This is a genomic window from Actinocorallia aurea (assembly GCF_054783995.1).
This window is the reverse complement of sequence record NZ_BAAGPQ010000013.1, coordinates 20150-32660: the sequence shown is the minus strand read 5'-3', so window position 1 is coordinate 32660 and position 12511 is coordinate 20150. Positions and strand designations below refer to the sequence as shown.

Below are 12511 nucleotides of genomic sequence, written 5' to 3'. Positions count from 1 at the left end.
GCCCGCGGCACCGGCCCGCGCGGGGGTCACGGGCGGCGGTGGCGTTTGCCCTTGGGGGTGGCGGGGGTGTCGAAGAGCAGGCGGAGAGTGGGGTTCTCGGACGGGACGGGGTAGTGCTGGGGAGGCCACCAGCAGGTGCCGGACGCGGTCGTGGGGGAGCCTTGGAAGGCGGCGCCGCGGGCCTGGGCGAAGGACAGGGATCCGGGGGGCGGGGACTGCTCCATCGGGTGGGATCTCCTTGCTGCGATGGCCTTGCGTCAAGGAAAGCACCGATCCGTCCCGGCCGCCCCACGAAACACAAAAGCCCCGGCTCCCACTTCGGGGAGCCGGGGCGGCTGCGCGCCGTCGGCCGGTCAGCGCGCAAGGGGCGCGGGCGCCTCCGGGACGGGGGCGTCGGCGAAGGTGCCGGTACGGCGGATCGTCTGCCAGCGGAGGCGGGCGCCCAGAAGCGCCGTGACCACCGACTGGATGACGACCAGGTACATCAGCTGGCGGTAGACGAACTGCTGGAGCGGCAGCACCCACAGCGGGCGCACCGGCTCGCGGTCCAGGTACAGGGCGTAGGCCCCGGCGGCCATCTGGCCGGCCACGAACAGCGCCCACAGGCCCACCGTCTGGACCGGGTCGCCGAAGAACAGGCCCCACAGGGCGAAGACGTCGACGGCGGGCGCGATGAGCGGGAGCAGCACCTGGAACGTCACCAGGTACGTCAGGCAGCGCCTGCCGAAGCTCTGCCGCAGCGAGCCGCGGTGCTTCCACATCGCCTGGAGGGTGCCGTAGCACCAGCGGTAGCGCTGGCGCCACAGCTGCCGGAGCGAAGCGGGCGCCTCGGTCCAGGCGAGCGCCTTCTCCTCGTAGACGACGCGCCAGCCGGACCGGCAGACGGCCATCGTCAGGTCGGTGTCCTCGGCGAGGGTGTCGTCGCTGACCCCGCCGACCTGCGCGAGCACCTCCCGGCGGAACGCGCCGATCGCGCCCGGCACCGTCGGCATGCACTGGAGCAGGTCGAACATCCGCCGGTCGAGGTTGAACCCGATGACGTACTCGATGTGCTGCCACTTGCCGAGGACGCCGCCCCGGTTGGCGACCTTGGTGTTGCCGCTGACGGCGCCGACGCCCGGGTCGGCGAACGGGGCGACGAGGTGGCGCAGGGTGTCGCGCTGGAAGACCGTGTCGCCGTCGACCATCACCAGGACCTCGCCGCGGGCCAGGCCCGCGCCCGCGTTGAGCGCGGAGGGCTTCCCGCCGTTGGCCTTGCGCACCAGCCGGACGCCCGGGACGCGGGCGGCGATGTCGGCGGTGCCGTCGGTGGAGCCGTCGTCCACGACGATGACCTCGACCCGGCCCGGATAGTCGGTGTCGGTGAGCGACCTGAGCGTCGCGGCGATCCCGGCCTCCTCGTTGTAGGCCGGGACGATCACCGAGAGGTCCGGGTGCACGGGCCTGCCGCGCTTGGCGGGCCCGCCGCGGCGCACCGCGCGCACGTGGACGTGGGCGAGCAGCACCAGCACGATGAGGCGCAGGACGCACAGCACCCCGGCGATCCCGAACAGCCAGCCGAGCACCGTCACCGCGCGGTCGGCGAACCGCTGGGTGTGCACGAGCAGCGCGCCCGCGAACCGCTCCGAGCCCGTCGCGGCGACCTCGGCCTTCGGCATCTTGAGCGCGTCGGCGATCGTGGTGAACCGGTAGCCGCGCGGGGCCAGTTCGGTGATGATGCGCTCGACCGCGGCGACCGTCTCGGCCCGGTCGCCGCCGGAGTCGTGCAGCATGACGACCGCGCCCTCGCCGCGCTCGCCGGCCGTGGTCGCGGCCTCGACGATCCGGTCGACGCCCGGTTTCGCCCAGTCCTCGGTGTCCCGGTCGGTGAGGACGACGAGGTAGCCTTCGCGGCCCGCGCGCCGGGCCGCCTCCCACTGGGCGCCGGTCGTGCCCGACGGGGTGGCGGAGTAGGGCATGCGCATGAGCCGGGTCTTCACCCCGGCGGTCCCGGCGAGCGCGCGCTGGGTGAGGCTCAGTTCGAGGTCGGCGCGCCGGCCGGAGGCCGTCGCGAGGTCGGCGTGGGTGTAGGTGTGGTTGCCGATCTCATGGCCCTCGGCGAGGATGCGCCGGGTCAGCTCCGGATTCTCCGCGACCCGGCCGCCCACCACGAAGAAGCTCGCGTGCGCGTCGTGCTCGCGCAGGACGTCGAGGATCGCGGGCGTCCACTCGGGGTCGGGGCCGTCGTCGAAGGTCAGCGCGATCGTCTTGGCGGGGAGCCGGGCGGACTCGCCGTCGGGCAGCAGGACGGGGCCGCCGCCGGTGACGGAGTCGGGCGCCGACGTCGTGTCCGGCGGAACGTCGCGCGGCGCCTCGCCGACGGTGCCGCCGACGAAGCCCTGCAGCAGTAGAAGGCACAGCAGGAACGCGCCGGCCGTCGCCAGGATCACCCAGTGCGCCCTGGGCTCGCGTCGGGTCACGAGTTCTTGCCGTTGCCGTTCCCGTTGCCGTTCCCCTGGCCGTTGCCGTTCCCCTTGCCGGGGTTCTCGGTCGGCTTGCCCTTGGACTTCGTCTCGGTCGGCACGGGCTCGGCCGCGTCCGTCACGGCGACGGTGTCGTCGGTGGCCGCGGCGTCAGCGGAAGGGGAGGCCGCGGGCGAGGCGGACGGGGCCGGAGCGGCGGGGTCGGCTACGGGGGCCGCGGGGTCGGTCGCGGAACGCGAGGGCGCGGCGCTCCTGGGAGCGAGTCCGGGCGCCCGCGACCCGGCCGGGTTCCCGGGCACCGCCCAGTCCGTCAAGGGCACGTCCGCGCCGGTGCCGAGGCTGATGGCGAGCACCAGGACATAGCCGCCGAAGACGGTCCCGGCGGCGGCGGCGCCCAGCCGGAAGAGCTTCCGGCGGCGTCCGCTGCCGTCGACGAAGACGGGTTTCGCTGCGTTCACGCGCAGAGTGTAGGACTAGATCACGAAAAGGGTGATAGGTACCGCCAAGTTGGCGATCGCCCTGGTTCACGGAGTGTGCCCGGTGGTTCCCTCGGCGGAGCGGGCGATGAGCGCCTCGATGCCGTCCAGGAGGATGCGCAGGCCGTAGGTGAAGAAGGCGTCGAGGTTCAGGTCGTAGCCCTCGGGCGGGAGCGCGGCCATGACCTTGGTGAAGGTCGGCAGGTGGGAGAGGTCGGTTCTGGCCATGTTCGCCTGGGTCCAGTCCTCGTCGGACTGGCCGGTCGCGGCCTGCGCCTGGGCCTCGCTCTCCAGGTTGGTGGCGAGGCCCTGGACGTGGCTGTAGATCAGGACCTGAAGGTTCAGCATCATGGTGGCGTCCAGGCCCAGGCCGTCGAGCGCGGTGAGCAGCCCTTCCCCGTGCCGCATCAGGTTCGGCAGCAGGAGCGGCCTGCCCAGCGGCGTGATGTGGGCGAGCCAGGGGTGGCGCCGGTGGACCTCCCACAGGTTGGCCGCGGCGGTCTCGCAGCGGGGCCGCCACCCGTCCGGCGCGACCTCGGGCCAGGTGGCCTCGCCGAAGGCGGCGTCGGCCATGAGCAGGACCATCTCGTCCTTGCTGCCGACGTGCCGGTAGGTGGCCATGGCGGACACGCCGAGGCGGGCCGCGACGCTGCGCATCGAGACGGCGGCGAGGCCCTCGGCGTCGGCGATCTCCAGCGCGGCGGCGACGACGTGCTCGCGGGACAGCTCGCGCTCGCCTGAGGGCCGCCGCGCCTTGCCCCGCTCGGCGACGACCGTGCCCGCCCGCGGCCGCGCCTCGACGAGCCCCTCGTGCCCCAGCGCGGCGAGCGCCTTGGCGGCGGTGCCCGGGGCGACATTCCACCGGATCGCGAGCTGCCGCGTGGACGGCACCCGGTCGCCGGGCGCGAGTTCGCCCGCGGCGATCCGCTGCCGGATGTCCTCGGCGATGTGCTGGTACGACACGGTCACGCGGCCTCCTTCTGTACTAGTACAGAAGTTAGCAGAAAGCCCTTTCCATAGCTGTATATACGCCGTACATTCAGCTGTACAACGAACCGAAAGGGAGTACCTCGTGAAGATCCTCGTCTCCGGCTCCGGCTCCGCCGGCACCGCCCTCGCGTTCTGGCTGCGCCGCGCCGGCCACGAAGCCACCGTCGTCGAGCGCGCCCCCGCCCCGCGCTCCGGCGGCCACGCGGTCGACGTGCGCGGAGCCGCCCTCGAGGTCGTCCGGCGGATGGGGGTGCTGGCGGAGATCCGCGCGGCCCGGACCTCCTACCGCGGCATGTCGATGCTCGACGGAGACGGCGTCGAGGTCTTCCGCGACACCGAGTCGACCTACAGCGGCGGGCGGATCGAGAACGCCGACGTCGAACTGCTCCGCGACGACCTCGCCCGCATCCTCCTGGAGAGCACCCCCGCCGAGTACCTCTTCGGCGACACCGCCACCGCCCTGGAGGAGCACGCCGACGGCGTCCGGGTGACGTTCGAGAAGGCCGCCCCGCGCGACTTCGACCTGGTCGTCGGCGCCGACGGCCTCCACTCCCGGGTGCGGGCGCTGGCCTTCGGGCCGGAGGCGGAGTACGTCCACCCGCTCGGCCAGTACATCGGCATCTTCGAGACCGGAAACTTCCTCGGCACCGAGGACTGGCAGACTTGGATGCGCGACGGCGACCTCGGCTACGGCCTGTTCACCAGCCGCGACAACACCCGCCTCAAGGTGTTCGCGGGCTTCGCCTCGGAGCCCATCGACTACGACCACCGCGACGTCCCCGCCCAGAAGGCCCTCGTCGCCGCCCGCCTCGAGGGCCTGCGCTGGGAGACCCCGCGCCTCCTGGAGGCCCTGCGGGCCTCGGACGACTTCTACTTCGACGCGGTGGCCCAGGTCCGCATGCCGCGGTGGAGCACCGGCCGCGTCGCCCTCGTCGGCGACGCCGCCCACTGCCCGTCCCCCATGTCGGGCCAAGGAACCAGCCTCGCCCTCGTCGGCGCCTACGTCCTCGCCGACGAACTCGCCAAGGCTTCCCACCCCGAAGCCTTCGCCCACTACGAGACCCGCATGCGCCCCTTCGTCGAAGCCAACCAGGCCCTGGCCCTGGAGAACCCCGGCGCCCCCGCCCCCGAAGAGTCCGTAGACAAGGCCAAGAACGCCATCACCCTATGACCGCCCGCCGGGACGCGACGGCGGCGTCAGGTTTCGCAGGCGACGCCGTCGTGGTCGCGGTCGGTGTACCAGGCGTACTCGGGGTCGGTGCCCTGGGTGTAGGGGCCGTAGCCCGCGGCGTTGGCCTCGGCGCAGGTGCCGAAGTGCGGGTCGGTCGAGGGGGCCGCGGGGGTGGTGGGCTTCGGCTTCGGTTTGGGCCTGCGGGTCTTCGGCTTGCGGGTCTTCGGGGTGCTGGGCTTCTTGGCGGGCCGCACCGTCTCGGTGACCGTCACCGTCACGGTGACCGTCGCGGTCGGGGCGGCGGCCTGCTGGACGGAGGCCGGCGCGGCGTCGCCGGAGTCGAAGACCGCGCCGCACGCGCCGGCCAGGACGAGGAGCCCGAGGAAGCCGCCGCAGCCCAGGACGAGCCAGCCTCCGGCCGAGGGTTTCTGGGGCTGTCTTCCAGGTCCGGTCTGTGCCATCGCGGTCTCCCGTCGCAGAAATACCCCCACGGGAGACTGTGCCGGAACCGTGCGCTCGGCCGAGACGCCGTGACCGGGCCGTCGTCGAGTTGACGCGTCCTCGCGACCCGCCGGACGGGTTCCCCGGGGGCGGGCGCGGAGTTAGGGTTCGGGGCATGAGGGAGCATGCGGAGTTCTGCGGGTTGCTGGAAGCGGAGATCGACAGGCTCGCGGAGGCCATCGCGGCGACGGCCCCCGACGACCTGGTGCCGGGTTGCGGCGACTGGACCGCGCTGGACCTCGCCCAGCACATCGGGACCGTCCACCGCTGGGTGACGAAGATCGTGGAGACGAGGGCGACCGAGCGGCTGCCGTTCCGCGACGTCCCGGTCGATTACCCCGAGGAGTGGATCGCCTATCCCGGATGGGTCGCCGACGGCGGCGCCCGCCTCCTGGAAGCGCTCAAGGCGGCCGACGGCGCGGACCCCGTCTGGGCATGGGGCCCGGACCAGCACGTGCGGTGGTGGTCCCGCCGCATGTTCCACGAGACGATGGTCCACCGGGCCGACGCCGACGGCGCCTCCGGCGGGACTCCGGTGTTCGACCACGCCCTGGCCGCCGACGCCGTCGACGAGTTCCTCACCAACATCCCCCACGGCCGCGCCTCGGGCCCGGCGGTCGCCGCGCTCACCGCGCCCGGAACGCTCCATCTGCACGCCACCGACGCCGAAGGGGAGTGGACCATCCGCTTCGGCCCCGAGGGCTACTCCTGGGAGCGCGGCCACATCAAGGCCGACGCCGCGGTCCGCGGCCCCTTGGCCGACCTCCTCCTGTTCACCTTCGGCCGCCAGGACGACACCGCCCTGGAGACCTTCGGCGACCGCGCCCTCCTCGACTCCTGGATGGCGGCCGCGAAGTTCTGAGCCCGACCCGGCCGGACGCGCGGCGGCCTCGTCGGACAGCCGGGCGCCGCCCGCGGCGGGCTCACCGCCAGGGCGGGCCCTGATCCGGCGGCTGCCGGATCAGGGAGGGCCGGGTCAGCCCAGGCCGGGGGCCCAGGGGGCCACGCCGATGGCTCGGGTGGTGCCCAGGTCGAGGTTCAGGCCGTCTAGGCGCTGGGCGGCGAGCCCGGCGCCGGGGGTGACCACGATGCGGTCGATGGTGACGCTCTCGCCGCCGCTGTCCACGAGGCCGCGCCACAGGACGCCGGCGGTGGCGGTCTTGCCGGGCTCGACGGTGACGGGCTGGGCGGGGGCGTCGAAGGTCGGGATGGCGGCGATGCCCCCGGAGCCCTGGCTGATCTTGACGTCGACGCGCTCGCCGTCCGAGTCCATCAGGGTGATCTCGGGGTAGCCGTTCAGCTTGACGGGCTTGTCCCCGCAGTTCTGGAGGTCGATCTGCACGACGCGCAGCCCCATGGCCGCGTCGGAGACGCCCTGCAGGACGCGGTACCCCTCGGCAGGGCAGGCGCCGGACGGCACGGGCGGCTTCTCCCCGGGCGGCGGGGCCACCGACGCCGAGATCTCGGTGGGGACGGGCACGGCCGCTCCGGATCCGCCCGGTGAGGCAGCTGCGGAGGCGGCTGCGGAGGGGGAGTCCGAGGCCGCCGCGTCCGTGCCGTCGGCGCCTTCCGAGGCCTCTGAGCAGCCCGAGGCCAGTGCGAGCAGGACGGCGAGCCCCGCGGCCCATCGCGAACAACGCATGACATAACCCCCCGAATCGGCTACGGCGGCCGACGCTACCACCGCCCCGGGAGTCAGGGGAGGCGAAGGACCGCCTTGCCGCCTTCGAGGTCGATCCGGGTACGCGGCGGGGCGCTGTCGCCCTCCTCGTCGCGCAGCACCAGTGAGGAGCGCTTCTCGTCGAGTTCGTAGCGCTTGGTCGGGGCGAACAGGGCCTGCATCTCGTCCAGGCCCGCCGAGGCCACCGGGCGGCTGTCCTCGGGCCTGCGCCAGGGCAGCCGGTAGCGCTCGTTGGCGCGCAGGCCGAGGCGGTCGACCGCGGCGACGACGATGAGCAGCAGGACGAGCCCGGGCAGGGACGTCACCACGAGGAGGGCCGGCATTCCCGTCATGGGCGGTCAACGTACCCGCGGTCCCGCCGGTTCCGGAAGGTCGTAGTTCCGGAAGGTCGGAATTCCGGAAGGTCAGAGTTCCGGGACGTCCCCGGGGGCGGCGGGCATCCGGAGCGCCTCGGGCGGGAGGGTGTTGGGCGCGAGCAGGAGTCCGCCGATGGAGTCGAGGATGAAGCGGCCGAGGTACTCCCAGGTGCCGTGGGTGTGGCGGCCCTCGGCGAGGTCGAGTTCGAAGGTCGCGCTCGCCCGGAACAGCAGGGGCCGGACCATGCGCCAGCGCATCCGCATCACCTCGGGCGGGATGTCCGGCATGGTGCGCGCCACCGACCGCATGGCGTCCGCCAGGTGCGGGCCGGCCAACTCGGGCAGCACCCGCGGCTCGATCGACGGGTCGCCGAGCGCCTGGGTGACGAACCTGGCGTAGTGGGTGGGCGGCCCGAGGCGGTCGAGGTGGACGAGGGTGGGCAGCAGCACGCAGGCGAGGTGCTCGCGCGGATCGGGTGATCCGGCGGCCTTCTCCATCATCTGCCGGGAGATCGCGTCGGTCTGCGCGCGGTGCGTCCGGATGATCTCCAGGATCAGGTCGAGCTTGGTGCCGAAGTGGTAGGCGACGGCCGAGTGGTTGGCCGCGCCCGCCTCCTCGGCGATCCTGCGGGCGGAGACGGCCGAGGGGCCGTGCACGGCGATGAGGCGCTCGCCCGCGCCGAGCAGCGCCTCGCGAGTGCTCGCCTTCACCGTCATGCCTCCCATCCTTCCATCTGTGACGCCCCTCTCTCTTCCGGCGATCGCGTACCGATCATTAAGTCGAATGACTTAACCTTAGCGCATGGCCTAAGTCGATTGACTTAAAACCAGGCCTCCGCGATGCGAGGGAGCGAAGTGATGCAGGAGACGGACACCGTCCCCGCTGAGGGCGGGCAGAAAGCGGACGCGGGAGGGCGCAAGCAGCCCCCCAAGGCGGTGATGTACGCCTTCGTCGGCCTGATCCCGTTCCTGCTGGTGATGATGCTCGTCAGCGTCTACACCACCTCCATGCACCAGCCGATCCCCCGCGACCTGCCCATCGCGGTGATCGGCACCGGGCAGCAGGCGACCGGCCTCGTGGACGCGCTCAACGCCGTCGACGCCTCCCCGGTCGAGGCCCGCACCGTAGGGGGCGTCTCGGAGGCGAAGAGCCTGCTGGAACACCGTGAGATCGGCGCGGCCTTCCGGCTGCCGACCGCCCCCGGCGGCCATGCGACCCTCTACACCGCCCAGGCCGCGGGCATGGGCCAGGCGTCGATGATGCAGGCGGTCTTCGACGGGATCGCCGCACAGCAGGGCCTCCAGGTGGACCATGAGGAGATCGCGCCGCTGCCCGCCGAGGACGGCATGGGCACCTCCGCGATGATGATCGTCACCGGCTGGATCCTGGCCGGTTACATGATCATCACCATGCTCACCCAGGGCATGCCCGAGGCGTTCACCCTGCGAAAGACACCGGCCTTCCTTGCCGTCTGGGCCGCGCTGATGAGCTTCGTCGTCTGGTTCCTCGCCGATGTCGTCATCGGGGCCGTCGGGGGACACGCCTGGGAGATGCTCGCGCTCGGCTGGGCGACGATCTTCGCGGTCGGCCTCGCGCAGAGCTTCATCGCCCGGCTCATCGGCGGGCTCGGCTCGATCGTCGGCGTGTTCGTCCTCATGTACCTGGGCGTGCCGTCGTCGAACCTCGGCATGCCCGTCCAGGCGATGCCCGGCTTCTTCGAGTGGCTGCACGGCGTCCTGCCGACCCCGGCGGAGGGCGAGGCGCTGCGCGCGATCCTCTACTTCGGCGGCGACGGGGTGAGCGGCCACCTGCTCGTCCTCGCGCTGTGGGGCGCGGTCGCCGCCGCGGGCTCGGTCCTCCTGGACTCCCTGCGCGGCAGGCGCAAGGCAGCGCACCTGCTGACCCGGGACGAGGAGAGTGCCGCGGACGAGGCGGCCGAGGCCGCCGCCGCGTCGGCCGTCCCCGTCACGGCCTGACCCGGCCACCGCCCTTCCGCCCCTTCTCCTCCGCGAGGTTCCGCATGTCCTCCACCACCAGCGGCCAGCACGCCGCGCTCCGCGGCCGCTCGACGGCCGGCAAGTACGTCCTGGTCGGCCTCTTCCCCTTCCTCATGGTCGTGATGATGCTCGGCGTCATGCTGACGGCCATGCACCAGCCGTCCCCGAACCGGATGCCGCTGGCCGTCGTCGCCGCGACGGCCGCCCAGGCGGACCGGGCGACGTCGCAGCTCACCGCGGCCACGGGCGAGGCGTTCGACCTGCGCACCGTCGGCACCGAGGCCGAGGCGCGCGAACTCGTCCTCAAGCGCGAGGTCGCCGGGGCCTACGCGGGGCCGTCGGTGCGCGGGCCGGGCCAGGCCGTCGTCTACGTCGCCGGCGCGGCGGGCGCGAGCCAGGCGCAGATGCTCACCTCGGTCCTCACCGGATTCACCGCGGGGCAGGGGGTCGCGCTCCAGCGGGAGGACATCGCCCCGCTGCCCGCCGAAGACGGCGCAGGCATCTCCACGCTCTACCTGACGCTCGGCTGGATCCTGTCCGGCGCGATCTTCGTGCTCGTCGTGGGCGCCGCCGCGCCGGAGCTCATGCGGCCGCGGCCCTTCGCGCTGGTCGCCGCGGGCTGGGCGGTGTTCATGGGCTTCGCCGTCTGGCTGACGATCGGCCCGGTCATCGGCGCGATCGACGGGCACCCCGAGCTCATCGGGCTCGGCGCGCTCGCCTCCTTCACGGGGGCGCTGGTGACCGCGTTCTTCTCCCGGCTGCTCGGCCCGCTCGGCAGGTACAGCCCCGCGCTCGCGCAGATCGCGGGCGTCCCGGCGATCGGCCTCCTGGTGATCCTCGGGGTGCCCGCCTCGGGCGGCGCCGTCTCGGTGTGGCTGGAGCCGTCGTTCTTCCAGTGGCTGCACGGCATCCTGCCCATGCCCGCCGTCCTGGAGACCGCCCGGTCGATCCTCTACTTCGACGCCAGGACCCTCGGCGGCCACCTCACCACCCTCCTGATCTGGCTCTTCGCCTTCCTGATCCTCAACTTCCTGCCGCTGGGGCGCCGGAGCCAGGAGGCCGTCGCGCCCGCCGCGGCCGCCGTGCCGGAACCCGTCACCGTCTGACGCGGCCGGGCCCGCTGCGAGGCTGGCCCGTTTCATGCCCCCTACGCCTGGCCGGATACGGACATCGAGGGAGCACGGCGCCGAGCCGTCGCGCACACTGCGGACATGATCGTTTCGGCGCGCGGCGCCGCGCACCTCGTGCTGGACGCCGTCCTCGTCCTCTCGGCCGTCGCGCTCGCGGGCGCGGCCTGGGGGGTGTGGGCCCCCCACTCCGGCTGGATGGGCCCGGACAGGTCGGACTTCGCGGCCGTCGGCTTCCTGGTGCTCACCGCGGTCCTCTCCGCCTTCGCCGGCCGATACCTCGTGGCAGGGGGCGCCGCAGTGCTCGGATGGCTGGCGCTGGCCTTCGCGCTGTGCCGGGCGGTCCTGGAGTTCTTCGAGGCGGCGGCCATGACCGATTTCGACCGCGGGTCCGCTCTCGACGAGCTGACGGCCCGCGCCGACGCAGCCTCCGATCTGGTGCTCCAGCCTCTGCTCTGCCTGATCGTCGTGCTCCTCTGGGCCTTCTTCCCGGCGGGCCGCCTGCCCGGCGGGCGGCTGCGCCCCCTCGCCCTGGCGGCGCTCGCACCGGCGTGCGCGGGCTACGCGGCGGTGATCGCGGCGCTGCCCCTGCGGCTCATCGAGCCCGACGCTTCCCGCGCCCTCCTGGACACCGGACGCCACCTCGTCCTGTACGGGCTGCTCTTCTCCGCACTCGTCCTCGGGGTCCGGGCGCTGGCGCCCGGGGAGCCGCGCACCGCGGTGCTCCGCCTGCTCCCGTTCGCGGTCGGCATCGCCTTCCCCAGCTGGGTCCTCGGCGAGGACGCGTGGTACCTCGGCCTCGGCCTGGTCGCCTTCTCCCTACCGGTCACCGTGGGCCAGGCCCAGCGTCCGCGGCACGACTCCGGGGAGATCCGCGAACACGTCCCGGCCTGACGCCGCCCGCCCCCGTCCGCATCGGGCCACCGGGACCGTTCCGAGACCGGCTGTTCGCAGAGCGCGGGAACGTCAGCCGGAGGCCGGACCGCCGCGCACGTCCGACCCGCGAGGGTCAGGTTCTGCGGCGGCGGCGTTTGGCGATCTCCGCGGGGTCGAGGGCGGGCTCGGACCAGGTGGCGGCGAGGGCGGTGCTGGGGGCGCGGCCCGTGGCGATGTGCGCGTAGGCGGACGCGGCGGCGCCGTCGCCGTCGCCCGCGGCGATGAGGGCGAACAGCTCCTCGTGCTCGGAGCACTGCTCGGCGGGGTCGCGCGATGAGGTGAGGCGGAACAGCCACTCGGTGCGCGAGGCCAGCGGCGACATCAGCGAGGTGAGCAGCGGATTGTCCGCCAGCTCGATGATCTCGGCGTGGAACGCGGCGTTCGCGGCGGCGATGCGCGGCACGTCGGCGGCGGCCGTGGCGGCGCGGCACTCCTCCAGGCGCTTCTCCAGCGCCGCGACCGACGTGGCGCTCGCCCGGTCGGCGGCCAGGCGCGCGGCGAGGGACTCCAGGACCTCGCGGACGTCGAACAGGTCGCGCACGTCGGCGGGCGTGAACGGGGAGACCAGCGCGCCCTTGCCGGGCACGAGCAGCACCAGGCCCTCGGCGGCGAGCATGCGCAGCGCCTCGCGGAGCGGGATGCGCGAGACGTTCAGCTCGGCCGCGAGGTCGCGTTCGACGAGCCGCTCGCCGGGCTTGAGGGCGACCTCGACGATCCGCTGCCGCAGCGTCGCGTAAGCGAGGTCGCGGAGGGAGCCCGGTTCGGACACGGCACCTGCCTTCATCAGCCCGTTAACGGGGGGATCTGCCCCAA

At 73.3% G+C, this 12511-nt stretch carries 14 protein-coding genes; 5 read left to right on the top strand and 9 right to left on the bottom strand.

The features are described from left to right. Positions 1-26: 26 nt before the first annotated feature. The 4 genes from ACYVOM_RS17235 to ACYVOM_RS17220 form a co-directional block, all read right to left on the bottom strand. On the bottom strand, positions 27-224 hold the full coding sequence (locus ACYVOM_RS17235) for a hypothetical protein (protein WP_460304405.1): 198 nt from the start codon (positions 222-224) through the stop codon (positions 27-29). Positions 225-353: 129 nt separating this feature from the next. Next, a complete protein-coding gene (locus ACYVOM_RS17230; protein ID WP_460304404.1) occupies positions 354-2459 on the bottom strand; it encodes a bifunctional polysaccharide deacetylase/glycosyltransferase family 2 protein in 2106 nt (701 codons plus the stop codon). Continuing rightward, complete coding sequence (locus ACYVOM_RS17225; RefSeq protein WP_460304403.1) at positions 2456-2920, bottom strand: hypothetical protein; 465 nt, start codon at positions 2918-2920, stop codon at positions 2456-2458. Before ACYVOM_RS17225 ends, ACYVOM_RS17230 begins: the two co-directional genes overlap by 4 nt. A gap of 66 nt (positions 2921-2986) precedes the next feature. Beyond that, entirely contained in the window at positions 2987-3907 is a 921-nt protein-coding gene (locus tag ACYVOM_RS17220) for a TetR/AcrR family transcriptional regulator C-terminal domain-containing protein (protein WP_460304402.1), read from the bottom strand. A 103-nt stretch (positions 3908-4010) separates the two neighbouring features. On the opposite strand from ACYVOM_RS17220, the gene ACYVOM_RS17215 reads away from it, so the two are divergent. Then, positions 4011-5099 carry an FAD-dependent monooxygenase gene (locus tag ACYVOM_RS17215; protein WP_460304401.1) on the top strand — a complete coding sequence of 363 codons (1089 nt, stop codon included), beginning with the start codon at positions 4011-4013 and terminating at the stop codon, positions 5097-5099. A gap of 26 nt (positions 5100-5125) precedes the next feature. Here ACYVOM_RS17215 and ACYVOM_RS17210 read toward each other — a convergent pair whose 3' ends face one another. After that, positions 5126-5560 (bottom strand): excalibur calcium-binding domain-containing protein, encoded by a 435-nt coding sequence (locus ACYVOM_RS17210; protein ID WP_460304400.1) that lies wholly within the window; start codon positions 5558-5560, stop codon positions 5126-5128. A 155-nt stretch (positions 5561-5715) separates the two neighbouring features. On the opposite strand from ACYVOM_RS17210, the gene ACYVOM_RS17205 reads away from it, so the two are divergent. Then, positions 5716-6462: a maleylpyruvate isomerase family mycothiol-dependent enzyme gene (locus tag ACYVOM_RS17205; protein WP_460304399.1), complete on the top strand. Its 747-nt coding sequence runs from the start codon at positions 5716-5718 to the stop codon at positions 6460-6462. A gap of 114 nt (positions 6463-6576) precedes the next feature. On the opposite strand, the gene ACYVOM_RS17200 is transcribed toward ACYVOM_RS17205, so the two are convergent. From ACYVOM_RS17200 to ACYVOM_RS17190, 3 genes are all read right to left on the bottom strand, one after another. Then, on the bottom strand, positions 6577-7242 hold the full coding sequence (locus tag ACYVOM_RS17200) for a DUF4232 domain-containing protein (protein ID WP_460304398.1): 666 nt from the start codon (positions 7240-7242) through the stop codon (positions 6577-6579). Between the two features lie 53 nt (positions 7243-7295). Further along, complete coding sequence (locus ACYVOM_RS17195; RefSeq protein ID WP_460304397.1) at positions 7296-7613, bottom strand: DUF6191 domain-containing protein; 318 nt, start codon at positions 7611-7613, stop codon at positions 7296-7298. Between the two features lie 72 nt (positions 7614-7685). Further along, positions 7686-8354, bottom strand: coding sequence for a TetR/AcrR family transcriptional regulator (locus tag ACYVOM_RS17190; protein WP_460304396.1), 669 nt, complete (start codon positions 8352-8354; stop codon positions 7686-7688). A gap of 141 nt (positions 8355-8495) precedes the next feature. On the opposite strand from ACYVOM_RS17190, the gene ACYVOM_RS17185 reads away from it, so the two are divergent. From ACYVOM_RS17185 to ACYVOM_RS17175, 3 genes are all read left to right on the top strand, one after another. Next, entirely contained in the window at positions 8496-9614 is a 1119-nt protein-coding gene (locus tag ACYVOM_RS17185; RefSeq protein WP_460304395.1) for an ABC-2 transporter permease, read from the top strand. 44 nt (positions 9615-9658) lie between these two features. Next, positions 9659-10741, top strand: a complete 1083-nt coding sequence (locus tag ACYVOM_RS17180) for an ABC-2 transporter permease (RefSeq protein ID WP_460304394.1) — start codon at positions 9659-9661, stop codon at positions 10739-10741. 105 nt (positions 10742-10846) lie between these two features. Then, complete coding sequence (locus ACYVOM_RS17175) at positions 10847-11656, top strand: hypothetical protein (RefSeq protein WP_460304393.1); 810 nt, start codon at positions 10847-10849, stop codon at positions 11654-11656. Between the two features lie 115 nt (positions 11657-11771). Here ACYVOM_RS17175 and ACYVOM_RS17170 read toward each other — a convergent pair whose 3' ends face one another. Then, the gene (locus ACYVOM_RS17170) at positions 11772-12467 is read right to left on the bottom strand and encodes a GntR family transcriptional regulator (RefSeq protein ID WP_460304392.1); all 696 of its coding nucleotides are present in this window, start codon (positions 12465-12467) and stop codon (positions 11772-11774) included. Positions 12468-12511 lie beyond the last annotated feature (44 nt).

Excerpts from the sequence above, each read along its gene's own strand:
- ACYVOM_RS17195 (WP_460304397.1), bottom strand. The coding sequence starts at position 7,613 with ATGACGGGAATGCCGGCCCTCCTCGTGGTGACGTCCCTGCCCGGGCTC.
- ACYVOM_RS17185 (WP_460304395.1), top strand. The coding sequence starts at position 8,496 with ATGCAGGAGACGGACACCGTCCCCGCTGAGGGCGGGCAGAAAGCGGAC.
- ACYVOM_RS17180 (WP_460304394.1), top strand. The coding sequence starts at position 9,659 with ATGTCCTCCACCACCAGCGGCCAGCACGCCGCGCTCCGCGGCCGCTCG.
- ACYVOM_RS17235 (WP_460304405.1), bottom strand. The coding sequence starts at position 224 with ATGGAGCAGTCCCCGCCCCCCGGATCCCTGTCCTTCGCCCAGGCCCGC.
- ACYVOM_RS17210 (WP_460304400.1), bottom strand. The coding sequence starts at position 5,560 with ATGGCACAGACCGGACCTGGAAGACAGCCCCAGAAACCCTCGGCCGGA.
- ACYVOM_RS17200 (WP_460304398.1), bottom strand. The coding sequence starts at position 7,242 with ATGCGTTGTTCGCGATGGGCCGCGGGGCTCGCCGTCCTGCTCGCACTG.
- ACYVOM_RS17205 (WP_460304399.1), top strand. The coding sequence starts at position 5,716 with ATGAGGGAGCATGCGGAGTTCTGCGGGTTGCTGGAAGCGGAGATCGAC.
- ACYVOM_RS17190 (WP_460304396.1), bottom strand. The coding sequence starts at position 8,354 with ATGACGGTGAAGGCGAGCACTCGCGAGGCGCTGCTCGGCGCGGGCGAG.
- ACYVOM_RS17175 (WP_460304393.1), top strand. The coding sequence starts at position 10,847 with ATGATCGTTTCGGCGCGCGGCGCCGCGCACCTCGTGCTGGACGCCGTC.